At 29.3% G+C, this 21,529-nt stretch carries 19 protein-coding genes and 1 pseudogene; 7 read left to right on the top strand and 13 right to left on the bottom strand.

Annotation, left to right across the window (positions count from 1 at the left end; all coding sequences use genetic code 11):
- Positions 1 to 51: 51 nt before the first annotated feature.
- Positions 52 to 813 (top strand): LytR/AlgR family response regulator transcription factor, encoded by a 762-nt coding sequence (locus AC2I98_RS02580; RefSeq protein ID WP_486413073.1) that lies wholly within the window; start codon positions 52 to 54, stop codon positions 811 to 813.
- 36 nt (positions 814 to 849) lie between these two features.
- Here the strand turns inward: AC2I98_RS02580 and AC2I98_RS02585 are convergent, their stop codons facing one another.
- The 3 genes from AC2I98_RS02585 to AC2I98_RS02595 form a co-directional block, all read right to left on the bottom strand.
- A complete protein-coding gene (locus AC2I98_RS02585; RefSeq protein ID WP_486413074.1) occupies positions 850 to 1,113 on the bottom strand; it encodes a hypothetical protein in 264 nt (87 codons plus the stop codon).
- Complete coding sequence (locus AC2I98_RS02590) at positions 1,101 to 2,195, bottom strand: hypothetical protein (RefSeq protein WP_486413075.1); 1,095 nt, start codon at positions 2,193 to 2,195, stop codon at positions 1,101 to 1,103. The genes AC2I98_RS02585 and AC2I98_RS02590 overlap by 13 nt, the downstream gene beginning before the upstream one ends.
- Positions 2,196 to 2,317: 122 nt before the next feature.
- Complete coding sequence (locus tag AC2I98_RS02595) at positions 2,318 to 3,157, bottom strand: aldo/keto reductase (RefSeq protein ID WP_486413076.1); 840 nt, start codon at positions 3,155 to 3,157, stop codon at positions 2,318 to 2,320.
- A gap of 165 nt (positions 3,158 to 3,322) precedes the next feature.
- On the opposite strand from AC2I98_RS02595, the gene AC2I98_RS02600 reads away from it, so the two are divergent.
- Together AC2I98_RS02600 and AC2I98_RS02605 are read left to right on the top strand one after the other, a co-directional pair.
- Positions 3,323 to 3,625, top strand: a complete 303-nt coding sequence (locus AC2I98_RS02600; protein ID WP_486413077.1) for a hypothetical protein — start codon at positions 3,323 to 3,325, stop codon at positions 3,623 to 3,625.
- A gap of 27 nt (positions 3,626 to 3,652) precedes the next feature.
- Positions 3,653 to 3,862: a hypothetical protein gene (locus tag AC2I98_RS02605; RefSeq protein WP_486413078.1), complete on the top strand. Its 210-nt coding sequence runs from the start codon at positions 3,653 to 3,655 to the stop codon at positions 3,860 to 3,862.
- Between the two features lie 253 nt (positions 3,863 to 4,115).
- On the opposite strand, the gene AC2I98_RS02610 is transcribed toward AC2I98_RS02605, so the two are convergent.
- Together AC2I98_RS02610 and AC2I98_RS02615 are read right to left on the bottom strand one after the other, a co-directional pair.
- Positions 4,116 to 5,267, bottom strand: a complete 1,152-nt coding sequence (locus AC2I98_RS02610; protein ID WP_486413079.1) for an FAD-dependent monooxygenase — start codon at positions 5,265 to 5,267, stop codon at positions 4,116 to 4,118.
- Between the two features lie 96 nt (positions 5,268 to 5,363).
- On the bottom strand, positions 5,364 to 6,746 hold the full coding sequence (locus tag AC2I98_RS02615) for a dipeptidase (RefSeq protein ID WP_486413080.1): 1,383 nt from the start codon (positions 6,744 to 6,746) through the stop codon (positions 5,364 to 5,366).
- A gap of 111 nt (positions 6,747 to 6,857) precedes the next feature.
- Here AC2I98_RS02615 and AC2I98_RS02620 point away from each other — a divergent pair, with 111 nt between their 5' ends.
- Positions 6,858 to 7,172, top strand: a complete 315-nt coding sequence (locus tag AC2I98_RS02620) for a DUF4286 family protein (protein WP_486413081.1) — start codon at positions 6,858 to 6,860, stop codon at positions 7,170 to 7,172.
- Positions 7,173 to 7,206: 34 nt separating this feature from the next.
- On the opposite strand, the gene AC2I98_RS02625 is transcribed toward AC2I98_RS02620, so the two are convergent.
- Positions 7,207 to 7,755 carry a hypothetical protein gene (locus AC2I98_RS02625; RefSeq protein WP_486413082.1) on the bottom strand — a complete coding sequence of 183 codons (549 nt, stop codon included), beginning with the start codon at positions 7,753 to 7,755 and terminating at the stop codon, positions 7,207 to 7,209.
- A 186-nt stretch (positions 7,756 to 7,941) separates the two neighbouring features.
- On the opposite strand from AC2I98_RS02625, the pseudogene AC2I98_RS02630 reads away from it, so the two are divergent.
- Both AC2I98_RS02630 and AC2I98_RS02635 read left to right on the top strand, forming a co-directional pair.
- Positions 7,942 to 9,549 (top strand): annotated as a pseudogene (locus AC2I98_RS02630) (beta-N-acetylhexosaminidase).
- A 5-nt stretch (positions 9,550 to 9,554) separates the two neighbouring features.
- Positions 9,555 to 11,048 (top strand): alpha-L-fucosidase, encoded by a 1,494-nt coding sequence (locus tag AC2I98_RS02635; protein ID WP_486413083.1) that lies wholly within the window; start codon positions 9,555 to 9,557, stop codon positions 11,046 to 11,048.
- 59 nt (positions 11,049 to 11,107) lie between these two features.
- On the opposite strand, the gene hemL is transcribed toward AC2I98_RS02635, so the two are convergent.
- From hemL to AC2I98_RS02660, 5 genes are all read right to left on the bottom strand, one after another.
- Entirely contained in the window at positions 11,108 to 12,391 is a 1,284-nt protein-coding gene (hemL, locus tag AC2I98_RS02640) for a glutamate-1-semialdehyde 2,1-aminomutase (protein WP_486413084.1), read from the bottom strand.
- A gap of 63 nt (positions 12,392 to 12,454) precedes the next feature.
- Positions 12,455 to 15,901: a DEAD/DEAH box helicase gene (locus AC2I98_RS02645; protein WP_486413085.1), complete on the bottom strand. Its 3,447-nt coding sequence runs from the start codon at positions 15,899 to 15,901 to the stop codon at positions 12,455 to 12,457.
- A gap of 21 nt (positions 15,902 to 15,922) precedes the next feature.
- Positions 15,923 to 17,089, bottom strand: coding sequence for a site-2 protease family protein (locus AC2I98_RS02650; RefSeq protein ID WP_486413086.1), 1,167 nt, complete (start codon positions 17,087 to 17,089; stop codon positions 15,923 to 15,925).
- Positions 17,079 to 17,828, bottom strand: a complete 750-nt coding sequence (locus AC2I98_RS02655) for a DUF4846 domain-containing protein (protein WP_486413087.1) — start codon at positions 17,826 to 17,828, stop codon at positions 17,079 to 17,081. Before AC2I98_RS02655 ends, AC2I98_RS02650 begins: the two co-directional genes overlap by 11 nt.
- Before the next feature lies 1 nt (position 17,829).
- Positions 17,830 to 18,207, bottom strand: coding sequence for a VOC family protein (locus AC2I98_RS02660; protein WP_486413088.1), 378 nt, complete (start codon positions 18,205 to 18,207; stop codon positions 17,830 to 17,832).
- Between the two features lie 252 nt (positions 18,208 to 18,459).
- Between AC2I98_RS02660 and AC2I98_RS02665 the strand changes: the two genes are divergently transcribed.
- Entirely contained in the window at positions 18,460 to 18,933 is a 474-nt protein-coding gene (locus AC2I98_RS02665) for a hypothetical protein (RefSeq protein WP_486413089.1), read from the top strand.
- Between the two features lie 34 nt (positions 18,934 to 18,967).
- Here the strand turns inward: AC2I98_RS02665 and AC2I98_RS02670 are convergent, their stop codons facing one another.
- Positions 18,968 to 19,525 (bottom strand): hypothetical protein, encoded by a 558-nt coding sequence (locus AC2I98_RS02670; protein WP_486413090.1) that lies wholly within the window; start codon positions 19,523 to 19,525, stop codon positions 18,968 to 18,970.
- Positions 19,525 to 21,519 carry an NAD-dependent DNA ligase LigA gene (gene ligA, locus AC2I98_RS02675; RefSeq protein ID WP_486413091.1) on the bottom strand — a complete coding sequence of 665 codons (1,995 nt, stop codon included), beginning with the start codon at positions 21,517 to 21,519 and terminating at the stop codon, positions 19,525 to 19,527. The genes AC2I98_RS02670 and ligA overlap by 1 nt, the downstream gene beginning before the upstream one ends.
- Between the last annotated feature and the right edge of the window lie 10 nt (positions 21,520 to 21,529).

The following is a 21,529-nucleotide window of genomic DNA, read 5'->3' on the forward strand; positions in this document are numbered from 1 at the left end:
TTAGACCGTCTTTATTCATCATTTAGACGGTTTTTTTATACTTTTGTATTCATGAAAATTGCAATTGTAGAAGACGAATTATTGGCTGTTACTTATCTAAAGAATTTGTTAGAAGAACAGGCTATTGTTGATGTTTCTTCGATTACAATTTTACGTTCTACTAAGCAAGCTACAGCTTTTTTTAAAGAAAATTCGGTTGATTTAATCTTTATGGATATTCATTTAGGTGATGGAAAAAGTTTCGAGATTTTTCAGGAAGTTGAGATTCTAACGCCAATTATTTTTATCACGGCTTATGATGAATATGCAATGAAAGTTTTCAAGCATTTCACGATTGATTATATTCTGAAACCCTTTGAAGTAGAGGAATTACATGTTGCTTTGCAAAAATTCAAAACCATTTGTACAAGTTTTGATATCGCGCCAACATTACAATCCATAACAGTTTTAGAAAATTCTCCATCTGATATTATGCGTCGATTTTTGGTTACTAATGGAAACAAATTACGTTCGGTAGAGGAACATGAAATCGCTTATTTTTTTGCTTCAGGTAAACATCTTTTTATGAAAACAAAAGATGAACAAACCTATATTTATGATGATACAATAAAGGATATTATAAATAAATTAGACGAAACTATTTTCTTTAAAATTAATCGAAAATTTATTGTTCATATTGATTCAATTGCAGAAATTATCAAACATTCAAGTCAAAAAATAGAAATTCATCTTCAACCAAAATCAGAAACTGAACAAGCTGTTTTTATTAGTAAAACTCAGATTAATAGTTGGATGGATTGGATGAATAGATGAAAAAAAATCTCCCAAAACAAGGAGATTTTTTTTATTCTAAATATTTTCTAACATCAAAATAATTTCACTTTCGATGCGTTGCATTATTTCAGATGAAATCTCAATTTGATGTTTAACATTTTCTATTGTATTGTAGGTTAATTCTCCCGTTTTCAAATTCAAATTATATTCAATTTGTCCTTCCCAAGAATTGCTCGATTCATAAAACGAAACCATTTCGAAAGGTAATCTTGGCAAAAGTTCACCAAAATGTTCTTCTAATTTGATTCTATTTTCTTGATTAATACTTAGTTTTTCCATGATTTAATAATCATTGCGTTAGCAGAGGTTTCATAGAAAATGATTGCCAAAAGTTGTAAAAACTCAGCATGATTTAATTTTCCAGCAACAACTTCATCCAAATTCATTTCATAATATTCTTCAATAGTTTTTGAAATCAATCCTTTAAAATTATCCAATGGTATATTTTGATCTTTCAACTCTTTCATCAAATAATTATCCGAAGCAAGAAAATTAGGACGTGTTGTAAAAATAGGAGATTTTCTGATGTTCAAGGCATTGTGTAATGTTTGCGAAATCAAAACGCCACGATCTAATTCTTCAAATACCCAACCTTTACGTATTCTTCTCGGATTATTTTCATAAAAAATATGATTGTGAAAAGCATGAATATGTTTTGCAATATCTGTATTGGTGTGTAAATAAAGAAATTGTAAAATAGAACTAAACAAATGATTCGAATTCAAATTTGCTGGATAATAAGTAAACAACAAAGGATAATGAAATAGAGTAGTGTACAAAGGCGAAAAACTATCAATAATGTTTAAGTTTAATAAGTTAATTCCTTCAAAATCTACTTTTTGATTCGTTTGATAATAAGTAATTCCAGCTAAATAAATATCCTCATAACTCAATTCAAATTGATTAAGATAAGCACCAATTTGTTTAAAAAAAGAAGTGTTTAAATTGTGATTTGTAATTAATTTATATTCTTTTCCTTCGAACTCTTCAATGAAATCTAATTTAAACTCAGACTTTAAATTGTCGTTTATAACCTTTTCAAAATCAAATGATTTATTTCTAATTTTATTAACGTAAATCTCGTTATAGGTATAAATAATTTGTTTAATTGGTGTTGTGTCTAAAGCTTCAAATGGATTAATATCAGCACTCGGCGTAGCATATAAGGTAGACAAACGACGAAACTCTTGCTGAATTTTTTCTTCTTCTACAAACATGTTCATCAATTGATTGGTATTTGCAGCGATTATACTTTCTCCTAAAAAAAATAAAATACCAGCTTTTAAATCTTCATCAAAACCACATCTTTCAAGGGTTTGGTCAAAGTAAGTTTTGAATGGACTTTCAGGATTTTGGCTCATATAGAATGCGTTTATTTTAACTTTTAAAAAGTAAAAGTATTGAATTTTTGAGGATTTAAAATGAAAAAACCTCTGTAAAACAGAGGTTTTAGAAATTTATTTTAAGAAATAATGTTAACTCGTTAAAATTCAACTGTTGAAGGATTCAATCCTGAGAAACCATCCGCAGGCATATCGTCAATAGCTTTTACATCTTCAGTACTCAAATTAAAATCAGTTGAATTGATATTTGCTTCAATATTTTTCTCTGATGAAGAGCGAGGAAGTGGCAAAATTTCTTTCGCTAAACAATAATTAATGCAGATTTGTCCTACAGAAACATTGTATTTATTTGCCAAAGAAACAATTAATTCATTTTCTAAAATACGTCCAGAACCAAGTGGACTCCAAGCTTGCACCAATAAATCGTTTTGTTTACAGAAATTGACTAATTCTGGCTGAGAATGGCCAGGATGAAATTCAACTTGATTGACCATAGGTTTAATTTCAGCTGTTTGAAACAAAGCTTTTAAGTGATTGATGTTAAAATTACTTACACCAATAGCTTTTGCTTTACCAGATTTATAAATTTCTTCGAAAGCACGCCAAGTAGAAGCATTTAATGCTGCCCACGTATCTGGAAATTGTGTTTCATTTGCAGGCCAATGAATCAAATATAAATCTAAATAATCTGTTTGTAAATCTGCCAAAGTTTGCTCGAATGCAGCTAATGCTTTTTCATAGCCACGTTCAGAATTCCAACATTTAGATGTGATAAATAATTTACTTCGATCTACGTTTTGAGATTTCAAAACTTCTCCAATTTCTTTTTCATTTTTATAAATTGCAGCTGTGTCGATATGTGTATACCCCTTTGCTAAAGCTATTTTAAGAGGTTCTGTTACTTTCTCTCCTTCCAATAACCATGTTCCAAATCCAATTGCAGGAATTTCTATTCCATTTGATATTTTAAAATTTTTCATCTGTTTACTTTTCTCAAATTTATCTCAATTCTATCAATTTCAATAATTAGATAACGTTAATTCTTATGTTAAAACTCATTTATAGAAATCTTAATTTTAATTGTTTGTTTCTAAAATAGTTCTATATTTATTCTCATAAAAATGATAGGAAAAAAATAAATTAGAATGACACAATTTACAGGTACGATTGAGGATTTTATGAATACGCATGAAGAGTTTATTAATGCATTGATTCTAAAAAAAATTAATCAACAAGTTGTATTAAATGAAGAAGAAGTTGAAGATATCCAGCAAAATGAATTTATTCAACAAAAGTTAGAAGATTTAAAAGAACATTTGACAGATTTATTTGAAAATGAATTTGGAGATTGGGAAATCACAATGGATTTAGACTCTTTTGAGCAAGAATTTGATAAACATTTCCAAATTTCGAAGCAAGAATTGGAGGATAATGTGCTGTTGAAGTAGGAGATGGAGCAAAAAAAGATTTTATATGTGGATTTTTCAACTTTAAGAAAATCATATAATGAAGTTAAACAGTTTTTAGAAAGGACAACTAATGAAAAAGTTGAAAATGTTGATGTTCTGATTGAGAAAGATTTATTTTTATCTGGATTAGATAATGAATCGCTATTGATAGAGTTTATAGAAAAATATGATATTGATTTTTCTAAATTTGATTATTCAAAACATTTTTTATCATAAGGAGAATTAGCGAATGGATTCCGAGCTGTCTTCAATATGGTTTTTCTTCCCTTATATTTTCTGTTTTGGTTAGTCAAAGAGTTTACTTTTGATTTGATTGACTTCAATAAATATTTGATTAAGATTGTGAAATTATTTTCAACTAATCAAAGAGAAACTCTTGATATGAGTTTTGGAGATTTACTAACTTCTTACATCAATAAAGAATATATGTTGAGAAACTCTGTAAAATTTATTTTGAAATAATCTTCTCCTACATTTTCATAAAATCTTCTTCTAACAAATCCTCTAAAGGACTTTGAGTTAACGATTGTGGTAAATTTCGAAAAGCAAAATTTCGGACATTCATTAAAAATTTGTTTTCAATTTGAGCAACTTTTCCAGCTAATCGAGAAGTGTCGATGATATAATGTGTACGTTTTAAACGACGTAAATTATAGTGCTCAAAAGCCAGCAAAATATCTGCGTCTTTTTTGATTAATTCATCATACAAAACACAAACATCTTCCACAGCCATACACGCACCTTGTCCCATATTTGGTGTTGTGGCATGTGCTGCATCACCAATTAATAAAACACGATTAAACGCATAATTGTTAATTGGTTTGATATCCATGATAGGAGTGGAGATTACATTTTTAGCGTCCGTTTTTTGTAACGTATTACGAATTTGTCCTGAATAATCTTTAAACTGATTTTTGATATCATTTAACGTGTAATTGTAAACTTCAGAATTTAAAGGTGTGTTTACGCATGCATACCAATAGATTTGATTATTGATAAGCGGAGTTAAACCAAAACGACCATTTGGTCCCCATGTTTCGATACTTTTCTTTGAATTATAACTTTTATCTTCTACAATAGCGCGCCAACAAATATAACCTGCATAACGAGGTGTAGATTGTTTTAATAATTGTTGACGAATTGTAGAATTTATTCCATCAGCTCCTATTAAATAATCACCTTCTGTAGAAGTTCCATCTTCAAAATGAAGCACAACTTTTTCAAAACTTTGTTCAAATAATTTAACTTTTTTTGACGTTTTAATTTTATTCGAATCAATTTTAGAAACTAAAAAATGATGTAAATCTGCCCGATGAATAGCAAAATTTTCGGTGTTGTAGTTTTTTCTTAATCGTTCTGTATCTGCTTTTAGAATTGTTTTTTCTTTCCAATCTTGAATTTCAAAATCTTCTAACATATGTCCTAATGGAGAAACTTCTTCTGCTAAACCAAGAATTTCAAACGCTTTCATGGCATTTGAAGCTAAACCAAAACCAGCCCCAATTCCACGAACTTCTGATGAAGCCTCGAAAATTTCGTAGTCATAATTTAAATCTTGTAAAACTTTAGCCAAAGTTAATCCTGCAATTCCTGCACCAGCGATTAAGAATTTTTTACTCATTGATCAAAATAAAGTTCAAAATTAATCATTCTACCATAAACCAAAAAGAAAAGCGAATCAATTTGATTCGCTTTTCAAAAGTTATTTAGTCGAAAACTATTGTTCGTTAAAATATTTGAAGAAATATGGAATAGTTTCGATTCCTTTATAGAAATTGAATAAACCATAATGCTCATTAGGTGAGTGGATAACGTCAGAGTTTAATCCGAATCCCATTAACACAGATTTTGTTCCTAATTCTTCTTCAAATAATGCTACAATTGGAATAGAACCACCAGCTCTTTCAGCTAAAGCTTCCTTCTCAAAAGTTTCAGCTAATGCTTTTTTAGCAGCAACAAAACCAGGATGATTTGTAGGTAAAATATAAGGTTTACCTCCATGATGTGGTTTTACTTTAACTTCTACAGAAGATGGCGCTAAAGTTGGGAAATAATCTGCAAATTGTTTTGTTACAACTTCTGGATCTTGTCCTGGAACTAAACGCATTGAGATTTTTGCATACGCATGAGAAGGAATTACAGTTTTTGCACCTTCACCAATATATCCACCCCAAATTCCATTTACATCTAAAGTAGGACGAATAGAAGCTCTTTCGATTGTAGAAAAACCTTCTTCACCTTGAATATCAGCAATACCTATCGATTTTTTGTACTCTTCTACGTCAAATGGAATTTTAGCTAAATCAGCTCTTTCGTCTTCTGTTAACTCAAGAATTGGTTCGTAAAAACCAGGAATAGTAATGTGTCCTTTTTCGTTGATTAATTTTCCAATCATTGTTGCTAAAACATTAATCGGATTAGGAACAGCACCACCATAAACACCAGAGTGCATATCACGATTTGCTCCTTTAACTTCAACTTCAACATAAGATAATCCACGTAAACCAACAGAAATAGATGGTTGCTCGTTTGAAATCATAGAAGTGTCAGAAATTAAAATCACATCATTTTTTAATTTCTCTTTATTGTTTTTAACGAAATTTACTAATGAAGGAGAACCAACTTCTTCTTCACCTTCGATCATAAATTTAACGTTACAAGGTAATTCGTTTGATTTGTTTAAAGCCTCAAAAGCTTTAACGTGCATAAACATTTGACCTTTATCATCTGCAGAACCACGAGCAAAAATTGCTCCATCAGGATGAATTTCTGTTTTCTTGATTACAGGCTCGTATGGTCCAGATTCCCATAATTCTAATGGATCAGCTGGTTGTACATCGTAGTGACCGTAAACTAAAACTGTAGGTTTTGAAGCATCAATGATTTTTTCTCCGTAAACAACAGGAAATCCTTCTGTTTCGCATACTTCTACATTGTCAGCACCTGCTTCTTTTAAATATTTTGCAACCATTTCAGCTGCATCATTTACGTCTTGTGTGTAGGCTGGATCAGCACTAACTGAAGGAATTTTAAGTAATTCGATTAATTCATCAAGAAAACGTTGTTTATTTTCTTGTATAAATTGTTGTGTATTGTTCATTTTTGTTTGTCTATGAATAATAGGTAAATTTAAAAATAAAATCTTGATTAGACTTTCTTTTTCTAAAAAATATAATTCTAAAACCTTTGTATCTTTGCAAAAAAATAGAGAATGATTTTATATAATACAACATTTATTGTTGAACAGGAAGTACATGACGATTGGTTTGAATGGATGAAAGCCGAACATATAAATGACTATTTGAAATCGAATTGTTTTATTGGAGCTCGATTAGGAAAAATTACTTCGCATATAGAGCCTGGAGCAACTTCTTATTCGTTGCAATTGTTTGTAAATGATGAATTGACTTTGGATCAATTTAAAAACAATTTTCTAACTGAAATTCAACAAAAAAGTTTACAAAAATTTGCTACAAAAGTAATCAGCTTTGTGAGCGAAATGGAACATATTGGAGATTATAATTAAAAAAAACTCGAGAATTTTCTCGAGTTTTTTTTAATTAATTTTTTTGAAAAATTACTTCAATATTCAATTCAATCCATTGTTTGGAATTAAAATCAAAATATGACTTTGTAATAGTTGTAGAAAGACGATTATTGTCTGAAATTTTTAAATTATTAATTGAAACATTTTTCTTATTTAAATCATTACCAATATAATTTTCTTCTACATATTTATTATCTTTTATAACGATTTCTTTATTTGAGATAGCAGTTGAAGTTCCAAAACCATATTTTACAAAATCTGCATAACCTTCAGGTGAACTTCGATAATCTAGGTTTATTATAGTTAATGGAAAATTAAAGTATATAGTATTTACTTTCGGTCTAACTTCTAAAAATCTCTCTTGTTTATCAAAAATATTAATTTCATCCATCAAATTAGTTGATGTTTTTTTATCATTGTTTAAATCAACTGGGATATTAGCTTTATAGGACACAATATTATAAGTGTCAACTACATTTTCTTCCGAAAAACCATCATCATCTTTGCATCCGAAATTGATGAAAATTAGACTTGAAGCAAGTAATAGTTTATAATTATTCATAAGTAATAGATTTTAGTAAATATAGAATATATATTGGTCAATTATTTTTTTAAATTTTAAAATAATTATTGAATTCAAATATTTCCAAAAAAAAATAGGAATCGTTTAAAATAAATTTTGACTTTTTTATTCTATTTCATTTCGATTTATTGATAAATAGTTATAAGTTTATATTAAACACAAAATATGATTATTTACTCTACGAAAAGAATTATTTGCGCATTTTTAGTTTTTGCTTCAACCAGTTTATTTGGACAATATGTCGGAATAATTCCTCAACCTAATGAAGTTCATCTTAAAAAAGATAGTTTAAAATTATCGAAAACAATTAATGTAGATTTTTCTAATCTTGATCAATCATCAAAAATTTATTTCGAAAATTACCTTAAAAATCGACTTCAAACTACTGTTATCTCAACTTCCAAAAAGAAATTTCAATTAATTTTTCAGACAATTCAATCGCCTTCAGAAGAAAATTATGAATTAGAGGTTAATAAAAAAGCGGTCATTATAAAATCTGGTTCCCAAAAAGGCTTTTTTCTTGGACTAAATAGTTTAATTCAGTTATTAGAATTTCATCAAAAAGAAACTTATTTTCAATTGCCGCAATTATCTATTATTGATCAGCCACAATTTGTATGGAGAGGATTTATGTTAGATGAAGCACGACATTTTTTTGGTTCAGAAAAAGTAAAGCAATTGTTGGATTGGATGGCTTTTTATAAACTGAATAAATTTCATTGGCATTTGACCGATGAACAAGGTTGGCGAATTGAGATTAAACAGTATCCTAATTTAACTAAAATAGGCGGAATTGGTAATTTTTTAGATCCAACTGCAGATGCTCGGTATTATACTCAAAACGAAATTAAAGAAATTGTGGCTTATGCTGCGGCAAGAAAAATTGAAGTTATTCCAGAAATTGATATGCCTGGACATGCAACGGCTGCCAATAGAGCTTATCCACAGTTTTCGGGAGGAGGAACAAAATAACATCCCGATTTTACATTTCATCCTGCAAAAGAAGAAACCTATCAATTTTTATCAACTATTCTTAAAGAAGTTTCATCTTTATTTCCGAGTAAAATTATACATTTAGGTGGCGACGAAGTAGCTTTTGGAAGTGAAGCTTGGTACAATGATTCTAAAATAAAAGCACTTAAAGAGCAATATAATTTTAGTTCAAATAAAGATGTTGAACGATATTTTATGAGGAGAATGGCTGATTCTATTTACAATTTAGGTTCTAATTTAGCTGTTTGGGATGAAATGGTTGATGCTAATTTACCAACTGATAAAACGATACAATATTGGTGGAGACACGATAAAAAAGAACAACTAGAGTTAAGTTTAAAAAATGGTTATCCAACAATAATTTGTCCTCGAATTCCTTTTTATTTTGATTTTGTTCAGGATGAAACACATAAATATGGACGTAAATGGGGAGCGGATTTTAATCCGATAGATAAATTATATCATTACGACTTTTCGTTTGCTTTTTCTTTAGAACAATATAAAGGGCAAATTTTAGGTGTTCAAGCAAATCTTTGGACTGAAAGAGTTAATAATGAAAATCGTTTAGATTTTATGATTTTTCCAAGATTAGCTGCTTTGTCTGAAACTGCTTGGACAAATAGCAAACAAAAAAATTACAACCATTTTTTAGAAGTTTTGAAAAAGCATACAACGATTTATAAATCACAAAATATTTATTTTTATGATTTATTTGAAAATACTCATCCAGAACCAAAAGTAGAAAACACCAAGAAAAAATATATTGATAATCCCAATTAATACTTATGTTAAACAAAATCTTACTTTCAACCTTCGTTGGGTTAAGTACCTTTCCTGTTTCTGCACAATGGAATGGACCTAAGAAGAAACCGACTGAACAAAAAGAAATAAAATACGGATCATTAACTCCAAAACATCGTACAGATGCTTCAATGGAAGCTTTTCGTAATTATGGATTAGGACAATTTATACATTGGGGAATTTATGCAATTCCAGGAAATGAATGGGAGGGTGTAAGCGCAAAAAAAGGTGCTGCAGCTTCTGAATGGATTAGAGCATGGAGTGGAGAAACAGCTCCAAAAGATTGGATAAATATTTATGATAATTTGTATAAACAATTTAATCCAACCTCTTTTAATGCAAAATCTTGGGCAAAACAAGCAAAAGATATGGGGGCAAAATACATGATTTTCACAACAAAACATCATGATGGTTTTGCACTTTGGCCAACAAAATATTCTGATTACAATATTACTAAAACGCCATATAAAAAGGATATTGTAAAAGAAGTGGTTGATGCTTATAAGGAAGCTGGTATTGATGTTTATTTGTATTTTTCTGTTTTAGAATGGAACAATCCAAACTATATGTACAAAGCTCCTCAAACAGCAGAAGAGAAGAAAAAATTTGATAAATTTCTGCAATATACTCGTAATCAATTGATCGAATTGTTAGATAATTATCCGCAAATAAAAGGATTTTGGTTTGATGGAACTTGGGATCAAGCTTGGATACAATCATATGACTTCACTTATAATCTTGAGAAAGAATTAAGAGAAAAACATCCTGGATTAATAATTGGGTCAAGATTTAGAAATGACGAGTTTGGATCAAGACATTTCGATTCAAACGGAAATTTATTAGGTGATTATGAGCAAGGTTGGGAAAGGAAGCTACCTGCAAAATATGAATGGCTTGATGGAAATGATTGGGATGCTGTCATGACAATTCCTCCAAATGGTTGGGGATATATGAAAGATTGGAGCGGAATTTATACGAAAACAAGTGATGATTTAATTGAATTATTAATGAAATCAGTTTCGATGAATGGGAATTTCGTTTTAAATTTTGGTCCTGATGGTTTAGGGAAAATGCATTCAGAGGAAGATAAGATTGCGAAAGAAATAGGTGAGTGGATGAAACTAAATTCAGAAGCTGTATATGGTGTGCGTCATGCAAATTTAGAAGAATCTAAATATGGTTATTTTACACGAAAACAAGATTATTTGTATTTAACAGTTTTCAATCGACCAATTAATGATATTATCAGAATTCCGATAGATAAAAAAGCGATTGAAATTCCTATTTCAGCTTCAATTATTGGAAACCTAAAGGAGTTGGAAATTAAACATTCTGATATTGGATATGATTTAGATAAAAATACCTATTATGATCTATTGCTTCCTAAAAGTTATAAATCAACAAAACCTTTTGTGATCAAGATGAAAATGGGTAAATCTTCTGATAAAACAGAAAAATTGATGGATGCAAAAATGTAATCGTATAAATATAGAGAATAAAAAATGCAGTAGTTTTCTACTGCATTTTTTATTTGTTTTTATCCTTCGAAACTTCTTACTGCATCTAAAGTTTTATTAATTTCAGCATCTTTAATTGCATCAGAAATAAACCAAGTTTCGTATCCAGAAGGAGCAATGTAAACTTCATTCGTTAACAAATGATGGAAAAATTTGTTGAATCTTTCATGATTACATTTCGTCACATCTGTAAAGTTTTTTATTTCTGTTTGTTCTGTAAAGAAAACAGACATCATTGAACCTAAACGATTGATATGATTTGGAATTCCTTTTTCTGCAAAGATTTTAGAAATTTCAACGTCTAATGTTTCTGTTGCGTTATCAATACGATTGAATAATTCTCTATCGTTATTAATGATATTCAACGTTGTGATACCAGCACGCATCGCAATTGGATTTCCTGATAATGTTCCCGCTTGATAAACTGGACCAAGAGGAGCAAGATGATTCATAATTTCGCGACGAGCAGCAAAAGCTCCTACAGGAAAACCACCACCAATTACTTTACCAAATGTTACGATATCAGCATTAATGTTTAAACGTTCTTGAGAACCACCCATCGCTTGACGGAAACCTGTCATTACTTCATCAAAAATTAATAAAGCTTCGTTTTCATCACAAATTTGTCTTAATCCTTCTAAGAAACCTTTTTCTGGAACAATACATCCCATGTTTCCTGCGATTGGTTCAACAATAATTGCCGCAATTTCGTCTTTATTTTGTTCGAATAAAGCTTTTACATCTTCCAAATTATTGTATTCTGCCAACAATGTATCTTTTGCAGTTCCTTGCGTTACACCCGGAGAATTTGGATTTCCGAAAGTTGCAGCACCAGAACCAGCTTTTATCAAAAATGAATCTGAATGTCCGTGGTAACAACCTTCAAATTTTACAATTTTATCACGATTTGTATAACCTCTTGCCAAACGAATTGCAGACATACAAGCTTCTGTACCAGAATTCACCATACGAACCATATCGATGTTTGGTACAACAGAAGTAATTAATTTTGCAATTTCAGTTTCCAATTCAGTTGGTGTACCAAAAGAAAAACCATTTTTCATTTGCTCAACTGTCGCATTCAAAACTCGTGGATCTGTGTGTCCAATAATCATCGGTCCCCAAGAATTGATGTAATCTACGTAAGCACGTCCATCTTCATCATAAATATAAGCACCTTCGGCTTTTTTGATAAAAATTGGCGTTCCTCCAACAGATTTAAATGCTCGAACAGGAGAATTTACACCTCCTGGAATATATTCTTGCGCATCTTTAAATAATGCGCTACTTCTTTGATACAACATAATATTTTACAAAATAGTTGCACAAATTTACTGAATCTTAAATGAATTAAGAAGTGATTTTGATTAGATTGTCAGTTTATGTGTGGATTTATTTTCTAAATAATCAATTAACGTTTTAATCAATTGATTTTCTTTCAAAATCGTTTGATTTCCAATCAAAAATAATTGTTCTTTTGCACGTGTTAACGCCACATTTAGTTTTCGATCAACATTTCCTTGATCATTCATATTCACCAATGCATTCAATTGCGAATGATAAGTCACCGCAAAACTATACAAAATTATATCGCGCTGACTTCCTTGATAACGTTCCACAGTATCCACAGTAATTTGTTCGTGATTTAGAATATTTGCTAATTCTAATTTCTGTTTTATTAATGCAATTTGATTACGAAATGGCGCAATAATTCCAATTGTTTTCTTTGGATCAAATGGTTTTTGATTGATTTCGTATAAATGAATAATTTCTTGCACAAATTTCACAATCAAATCGGCTTCTTGCACATTAGTCGAAGGCAAAAAAGGATTTTCGTCAACATTGATAAATGCGAAACGATTATTAATTATAAATTGATGTAAATTATTTGATTCATCATGATGTTCGAATTGTAAATCTGCGCGTTGACGATTTAAACTTTGCTTAACCTCATCATTCAAATTTGGAATATCGTAAGCAACATTTAATTTTCCATCATAAAAATAATTGTTTGGAAAATCTGCAATTTCGGCGTGCATTCTTCCTTGATAGGTTAATTGATCAAACGCATTTTCGTGATTGTTTCTTTCACAAAATTCGTACAAACGTTCAAAAATGGAATTTTTACGATTGATTAAACCTATGTTTTCTAATAATTCGTTATTCGTCTTTGCTAATTCGGGATTTTGTAAAACAATTGCTGGTAATTGTTTATGATCACCAATCATAATAAAACGCTCTGCTTTTGGTAAAATTCCAACAATTTGAGGTTCTAAAATTTGTGAAGCTTCATCAATAATAATTGTATCAAATTTCTTTAGTTTCAGAATATCTGTTTTACTCGAAATTGAAGCAACTGTAGAAACGAAAATACGTTGCTTTCGAACAATATCTTGAATTGTTTTTCTTGAAAATTTTTCACCTTTTTGTTCTAAATCTGCATCTTTTTGCTCGATAATTTTATTCAATAAATTTGAATGGAATTCAGGCGAAGTAGATAATTCGTTTCCAATTCGAATAAATTTTTGTTTAATTTGATCAGAAATTGCCGAATTTATTGATTCACATAATTCATCAACAGCACGATTGGTATACGCCAAAAGCAAAATATTGCATTCTTGCTTTTCGTAAATTTCTTTCACCAATTCTTTGATAATGATTGATGTTTTGCCTGTTCCTGGAGGTCCATTTAATAAGAAATAATCTTTTGCAGAAAGTGCTTTTTTCAGAATTCTTTTTTGTTCATCCGAAAGATTAGGATTATTGTAAGGATAATCCATATTGTTTCTTGGAACAGATTGCGTCAAAATCAGTTCTTTTTTGGCTTTAGAAGAATGAATTAATCCATACAAATTTCTATACATCGAAACGAAAGAAGAATCCATAAAATCTCGTTCTAAAGCCCATTTCCCTAAAGAATCAAACGAATCAAAAAAGTGCGTATTTGGTTGCTGATATCGGAAACGTAATACAATAAATTCACGTGAAATACTTTTGATAGTACATTTAAAAACCTGATTCGTTAAAACAGAATCTTTCGATTCATTTCTTGGATAAAGAATGCAAATATCACCTTCGCGAATGGAAATAAAATCGTTCGCAGGATTGGTTCTTTTTAATTTGATTTCGCGTTTTGGATCAGAAATATAATTTTCTACAATTTCTAAATCATAAATAATCTCGAAATTATTGTTTTTTTCTTCGAAAGAATTCAACCATAAACTCGCCAAACCGTTATTAGAAGTCGATTGTCCTAAGCCAAGTTTTGCCATGTATTGCTCCTTTGCAATAAAGTTGGTGAACGAATAGAAATACGCTTTTTCTAATGGCGAACTATTTTTTATTGGATAGAGAAATTTATCCAATTGTTCTTCTAATAACTCTTTGAAACGAGGATTAATTTTTCGTTTGATGAAATTAGCAGGTTTAATTGAATAGACAATTGATTCAATATCTGTTAACGTATGATTTGCTAATCGATTTTCGTTGATGATGATTCGATTTCGTAAATCAAAAATACGTTGAACACGTGCTAAACTTGGAACATCAAAACGTAAATTTCCTTGATAAACTTTAGAATAAAAGATAAATCCTTCGGTATTTTTTGTAACGTCCTTAAATTCTAAATCATACAAAACACCAATAATTTGATAATACAAAAATAACTGCGTTACATGATTTGGTTTTACACTTTTTCCATCGTCCGGAAAAGGAGCACCTCCAGATTTAAGTTCTATAATTTTATTTTTTGCTTCTGGATTGATGTCCAACAAATCCAAACGACCTTGAATACCATATTGTTCACACAGAAATGAAGGTTCTATTAAAGCTCGATCTAATGAAATATCATAAATAGGAAAATCTTCGGTCAATACTTTTTGAATACGATCAAAATGACCTTTTGCTTCTAAATAGTATTCTTTCAAATCTTGTGGATTCGTCAAATCATTGCACGCCGTATATTCTAAAGGATAATTTTTGAAATCGTTTTTGAAAATTTCATTAAAATCAGTGTTTTCAATATTTTCTGTCGAAAAATGATCAACAACTGAATTGGCAAAATTTCCTAATCGAATGTGTTTACTGTTTGGTGCTTCTTCAAATTTTTTCTGGACATAATGAAATTCTGATGTTCCATAATCCTGAAAACATTCTGCAATAGCAGAAATATCAACCAAATAATCAGGTTCGAGAATGATAAAACGCGGATGATAAATTCCTTCTTCATCAATTGTTGAATTGACTAAATTTAATTGCGCTCCAATCCAAAAATCTTCAACAGAAGTGAAGTTTTCATTTACACCATCTTCATCTATTTGAACTGTTATATTCTCTTCAGTTTCATTATCTTCATGATCACAAATCAAACAATCTCGCTTAATTTCTATAATCTGAACACGTAATTTTTTGATTCGATTTCGTGTCAGAATTTTGTTGGTATAAAATTCTTTTTCAGGAAAATAATACATTATTTCCGCAGGAATCATTATTTCATATATCGCAGAAATAAACTCTGCAACATATTTGTAATGAGTGAAATATTCGTGTTCTGTTGGCTCGTATTTCTCGCTCAAAATTCGTTGAGCTGTTTTACGGAACGAATGAATTTTAGTTGAAACTTGGTATTGATTACAGATAAACGAAAGTTTCGAGAAAAAGTTAGAAAACTGTAAAGCTTCATTTTTAGTTAATTCGAATGCAATGTTTTCAACCAAACGTTTTAAATCTAAATATTTAGAATTGATTGGTTTATTGGCAAGTTGAATATTTAAAACTTCATTTAGCAGTTGATTTCCTATTTCTTCTCGATTCACGGCGATTAATTTGGAGTAAAATTAATCAATTTTTTGAAGAAGTTTTTTGAATATTAATTCATCACTTGGCGACATTGTTTTTTTATGATTTACTGCAAAGTCAATGTATTTTTTTCCTCTTTTTTCGTTGCCTAATTTTGTTACAGCAATACCAAATGCTAATGAGTTAAGTAAATTTGTATTATGAATGATTGTTTTTGAAACTCTATTGTTTAACAAACTACAAACTTCTTCCCATTGTTCATTAAAAATTAAACAAACTACTCGTGTTGAGATAAAATTGACAGATTTAGTTAATTTATTTACTTCTTTTGAATATAAATCAGCCAATTCGTAGTTGTCATTTAAACAATAATAATACGAAATATTATTATTTACATATTGTTTGTAATGTATGTTTTCTTCCAAATTATTAAGTAAATAATCTATCTTGGGTTGACAATCTTTTGATGTATTATTACGGATATCTAAATAAAAATCTATAAAATGAGAATGAAAATCATTAGGCTTTTGCTCTAAAATTATATCGTTTATTTCTCTTAAATTTTCGTGTTTCTCATTGTATATTAAATAATCACGTTGTTCTTCAATTTCTGTAATTTGTGTTTTTTCGTCTTTATTTGTTATAAGCTTGATTATATTCAACATATCATTATTACCCGAAATCCCATTGTAACTATATTTAAAAGGAATAAATGTTATTAGAAATAAAATTACATTTGGAAACATAATTAGATAACCAATGATTCCGTTTTGAATAAAAATATTGAATCCAATTAAAATCATAATTCCATTAAAAATAAAACCTGCAGAAAAGATTAATAATCTTTTATATTTATTGAGATATGGATAATCTAAACTTATGTGTACTAAACCAGAATTGATATGATTATAAATTTTTAATTTGAAATTGGATATAACTTTTTCGTAAACAATTAAATCAAGAATATTTCCAAATTCTATCCCTAAAATTTTAGCGCCACATAATTTAGCAGCTAATAAATGAGAAATTTCGTGTCCAATGATGGAAATTCTGAATATTACAAAACCGAAAATAAAATAGTAAAACAATTTTACTATCTGAAAGTATTCTGGATTAATAAAATATAGAAATAAGAATGGTATAGAAATAAAGAAAAGCTTTTTAGGTACAATGGCAAAGAATATGTTGTAGATGTTATAGAACATAAAAGTTTATTTTAGATTTTAATATAGTTTTTAAATTAATGTTTAATCCCACGTTTTCCAATCTTCGCTCGTAAAAAACCATTTTTTCACCTTGTTTATTTTTTGCTAAATCAACTACCATAACCGCATGCCCATAAGGATTACCTTGTTGCAATAAAATATCTCCAATTTTAACCTCATCAAATTCTATCGTTTTTAATTGATTTTTTAGCGAGGCAGTATTGGCGTAACTGAAAACATATTCTAAATAATTCCAATACGTTTCTTTCGAAAAATCGCCTTTTGCATAATCTATATAATTACGAGGTTTTCCATCAGACAAAAAATTGAATGATATTTCATTATAACGTTTTTGTTGATATAAAAAATCTGCTCTCAATCTCATTGTAGCATCCGCGCATTGGTGTAAATCTTTGTTTCCGATTGGTAAATCAATTACAGCATTGTAAACATTTTTATTAGGTTTTTCTTTTCCATCATAATACTTAACTAGTGTTCCATGATCTTTTAATTGAAGTTGCTGCAAGAAATAACCGAAATCATTTTTATGATAAACTTCTCTTTGATAATCTTTAGGCACGGCATATCTATACAAAATAGTTTGTCCCTTCTCAATGATATAATTCTCAGCAAGAGTAGTTTGTGAATTTGTTTGAGATTTATTATCTAATGGAGTTGTTTTTTCATCTTTACAATTGAGAATGAAAAAAGGCAGTAATAATAAAATATATTTTTTCAATTTATTTAATTCTTAAATGTGAAACAATAACAACAAATCCATCAGGATCTAGAAATGAAATTCCATTTTCGTTCCAATACGGATTTTTAGCTTTGATAGGTTTTATTTCATTTAGTTTTAATCGTTCCAAAATATCATCATATTCTTCTTGTTTTTCTGGATAAAAAACCAAACAATCGTCTTCATCAAATTTGTGATTTACATTTTCGTTTGTAGTTGTAAATTCTAAATGCCAATTAGAATCTGTTTTTCCAATAAAAACACCATCATATCCATTATGATTTTGAAACTCTCCAAGGATCTTAAAATTCAAAATATTAGTATAAAAAGTTTCTATTTCTTTAATTCGATTGGTATGTCGAGCGACTCTAAATTGCATAAAAATCCCTATTATTATTGACTGAAAATTAGTATATTTTATTGAATTTTATGGAAATAATATTATAAATATTGAATTATAAACTAAATTAGTAAATGCTAAAACTTAATTCAATTTACTTTCTTACTATTATTGTTCTTGTTGATTAATACACAAAATTTTTGGATTCATGAAACTGGAATTTTCGCGATTATTTTTTATTTAATAGAACTTATTTTATTCATAGGTTTAATTATTTCAACAATAATAAAGTTGTATAAATATTTTGATGAGGATGAGAGAAATTTTAAGAAAGGAATACCTGTTTTTGTTGGTATTATTGTTTTGACTTTAATTTTTCTATATCCATCAGGATTAATAACTGATAAAACAATTTATGGAAAAGATAAATTAACTGCATATAGTATAGGTGTAGCTAGTTGCAGTACAAGCTTCAATTTTAAATCAGATAATATTTATATTGAGAGCTCGGTTTGTTTGGGTTTTACTCGAACAGTTGGTAAATATTATCTAAAAAATGACACAATTTATTTTGATACAATTCAGAATACACAATATAAATTTGGAACAATTAATAGAAAAGATTCGATATTAGGGCTTTATTTATTAGAATCTCCAGGAAATAATTTTGATACAATAAAGGTTGATTCTACTTTTATAAATAGAAAAATAGAAAATTCACAAAGTCATAGTTTTATTATCTCAGAAATAAATAATCTTAAATAAAAAAATCCGTCAATTTTGACGGATTTTTTTATGTTTAATAAACTTCTTCTTTTTTGAAGAAAACTGTGTCATTTCCTTTTCTAAATTTCAGTTCAGAATAGCGAATCGTGTAATCATCAGACATTCCGTAAGTTTCTAAAATAAAATTGTCTTTGAAACGATAATTTCTATTTGTTTTATTTCTTGCATTAGCACCTAATTCTTCTTTCAAGCTCAGTAAATTTGGAGAAATTTTGAAGCGAGGATAAGTTTCTATTCGTTTTATAATTGTATTGACATCGGCAGAATCCATTATCAAAACTGTTTCTTGTTTCATGTTTTTAATTCCAGAAATATCTGTCGATACGATTTTAGGATTTCCTTTAAAACCAATTCCAGCTTGATGTAAATCTGATATTAAATTTTCTTGCGAATACATTTGACTTCTGTAGCCATATTTTACCATTGGAATAACAATAATTAAAAATATTGCAAGCGAAATTATCATTGCAGCCTTGTTGTAGCCTGCCATTCGTAATCCATAATAAATAAATGGAATCAAAATCAATAATACGATTCCGAATATGATGACAGCAATTAATCCTGATTCCATTAGCCGTTAATCATATTTAAAAATTCATCTTCCGTCAAAACAACAACAGTTCCTATTTCCTCAGCTTTTTTCAATTTGCTTCCAGCTTTATCTCCAGCAACCAAGAAATTTAAATTTTTAGAAACAGCCGAAATATTTTTCCCACCATGATCTTCAACTATTTTTTGCGCATCAGTTCGATTAAATTTGGTTAAAGTTCCTGTAAACAAAAACGTTTTTCCTTCTAACGAATCTGACAAAGGTTTTGCTTCTTCACCAATTTCGAAATTTAAACCATAATCGCGTAAACGTTGAATCAAAACTTGATGTTGTTCTTCTTTAAAATAATCTTTTATTGATATTGCAATTTTTTCTCCTACATCAGTTACAGAAACCAATTCTTCCATTGTAGCATTCATCAAACGATCAATAGTTTGAAAATGTTTGACCAATTTTTTAGCAACAGTTTCACCAACATGACGAATTCCAATTGCATATAAAACTTTTTCAAAAGGTTGTTCTTTCGATTTTTCAACAGAATTGATAATGTTTTGAGCAGATTTTTCAGCCATTCTTTCTAATGGTAAAATATCTTCTTTTTTTAATGTATAAAAATCTGCAATATTATTTAATAGATTAGCTTTATGTAACAAAACTGCTGTTTCACCACCAATACTTTCAATATCCATTGCTTTTCTCGAAACAAAATGCTCTAATTTTCCGATGATTTGTGGCTCGCAACCATTTTCGTTTGGACAATAATGTTGTGCTTCACCTTCGTTACGAATAAGTTCTGTTCCACAAGAAGGACAATTTTTAATAAATTCAATTTCTTCTGTTCCTGGTTGACGAACATCTGTATTAACCCCCACAATTTTAGGAATAATTTCACCACCTTTTTCTACATAAACCATATCACCAATACGTATATCCAACTTTTTGATAATATCTTCGTTATGTACAGAAGCACGTTTTACAATAGTTCCAGCCAAAGAAACAGGCGAAAGATTAGCTACAGGCGTAATTGCTCCCGTGCGACCAACTTGATAATCGATACTTAATAATTCGGTTTCTGCCGCTTCGGCTTTAAATTTATATGCCATTGCCCAACGAGGAGATTTCGCTGTAAAACCTAATTCATCTTGTTGCGAAAATGAATTAACTTTTATAACAATTCCATCTGTTTCGTAAGGTAAATTTTTACGTTCAACATCCCAATAATCTACAAAGGCTAAAACTTCTTCTAAAGAAGTACATAATTTAGAAGTATTTGGAAGTTTAAATCCTAATTCATTTGCTGCGTGCAACATTTCCCATTGCGTCGTATAAGGTAAATTATTGCCTATAAAATAATACGGAAAACATTGTAAACCACGTTTTGCTACTTCGGTATTATCTTGTAATTTCAAAGAACCAGAAGCAGTATTTCTTGGATTTGCATACAATTCTAGCCCATTATTGGTACGTTCTTCATTAATCGATGCAAATTTATCCAAGGGGATTGTAATTTCACCACGCATATAAAATCGTTCAGGATAATTTCCTTTTAATTTTAATGGAACTGATTGTATTGTACGAATATTGTTTGTGATTTCATCTCCTTGTGTTCCGTCTCCACGTGTAACAGCTTGCGTTAATTCTCCATTTTCATATAAAATAGAAATTGAAGCACCGTCATATTTTAACTCGCAAACAAATTCTACTTTTTCGCCTAATGTTTTCTCAATTCGTTTTTCCCAATCTTGCAAATCTTCTACTGAATATGAATTATCTAACGAATACATTCTAAATTCGTGCGTAATTGTCGGGAAGTTTTTTGTGATCATTCCACCAACGCGTTGAGTAGGAGAGTTGACATCAAAAAAGATTGGATTCTCGTCTTCTAATCGTTTCAATTCTTTTAATTTCAAATCAAATTCGAAATCTGAAATTGTTGGATTGTCTAATACGTAATAATTATAATTATGTTGAGTAAGCTCTTCTCGTAAAGCTAAAATCTTATCTTGAATTTCCATTCTAATCTTG

The organism is Empedobacter sp. EJD.6dd (assembly GCF_057369435.1).

Coding starts and splice junctions, on each gene's coding strand:
- ligA (WP_486413091.1), bottom strand. CDS start 21,519: ATGGAAATTCAAGATAAGATTTTAGCTTTACGAGAAGAGCTTACTCAA.
- AC2I98_RS02670 (WP_486413090.1), bottom strand. CDS start 19,525: ATGGAATCAGGATTAATTGCTGTCATCATATTCGGAATCGTATTATTG.
- AC2I98_RS02660 (WP_486413088.1), bottom strand. CDS start 18,207: ATGCAATTTAGAGTCGCTCGACATACCAATCGAATTAAAGAAATAGAA.
- hemL (WP_486413084.1), bottom strand. CDS start 12,391: ATGTTGTATCAAAGAAGTAGCGCATTATTTAAAGATGCGCAAGAATAT.
- AC2I98_RS02600 (WP_486413077.1), top strand. CDS start 3,323: ATGACACAATTTACAGGTACGATTGAGGATTTTATGAATACGCATGAA.
- AC2I98_RS02625 (WP_486413082.1), bottom strand. CDS start 7,755: ATGAATAATTATAAACTATTACTTGCTTCAAGTCTAATTTTCATCAAT.
- AC2I98_RS02580 (WP_486413073.1), top strand. CDS start 52: ATGAAAATTGCAATTGTAGAAGACGAATTATTGGCTGTTACTTATCTA.
- AC2I98_RS02595 (WP_486413076.1), bottom strand. CDS start 3,157: ATGAAAAATTTTAAAATATCAAATGGAATAGAAATTCCTGCAATTGGA.
- AC2I98_RS02590 (WP_486413075.1), bottom strand. CDS start 2,195: ATGAGCCAAAATCCTGAAAGTCCATTCAAAACTTACTTTGACCAAACC.
- AC2I98_RS02610 (WP_486413079.1), bottom strand. CDS start 5,267: ATGAGTAAAAAATTCTTAATCGCTGGTGCAGGAATTGCAGGATTAACT.
- AC2I98_RS02615 (WP_486413080.1), bottom strand. CDS start 6,746: ATGAACAATACACAACAATTTATACAAGAAAATAAACAACGTTTTCTT.
- AC2I98_RS02635 (WP_486413083.1), top strand. CDS start 9,555: ATGTTAAACAAAATCTTACTTTCAACCTTCGTTGGGTTAAGTACCTTT.
- AC2I98_RS02585 (WP_486413074.1), bottom strand. CDS start 1,113: ATGGAAAAACTAAGTATTAATCAAGAAAATAGAATCAAATTAGAAGAA.
- AC2I98_RS02620 (WP_486413081.1), top strand. CDS start 6,858: ATGATTTTATATAATACAACATTTATTGTTGAACAGGAAGTACATGAC.
- AC2I98_RS02650 (WP_486413086.1), bottom strand. CDS start 17,089: ATGTTCTATAACATCTACAACATATTCTTTGCCATTGTACCTAAAAAG.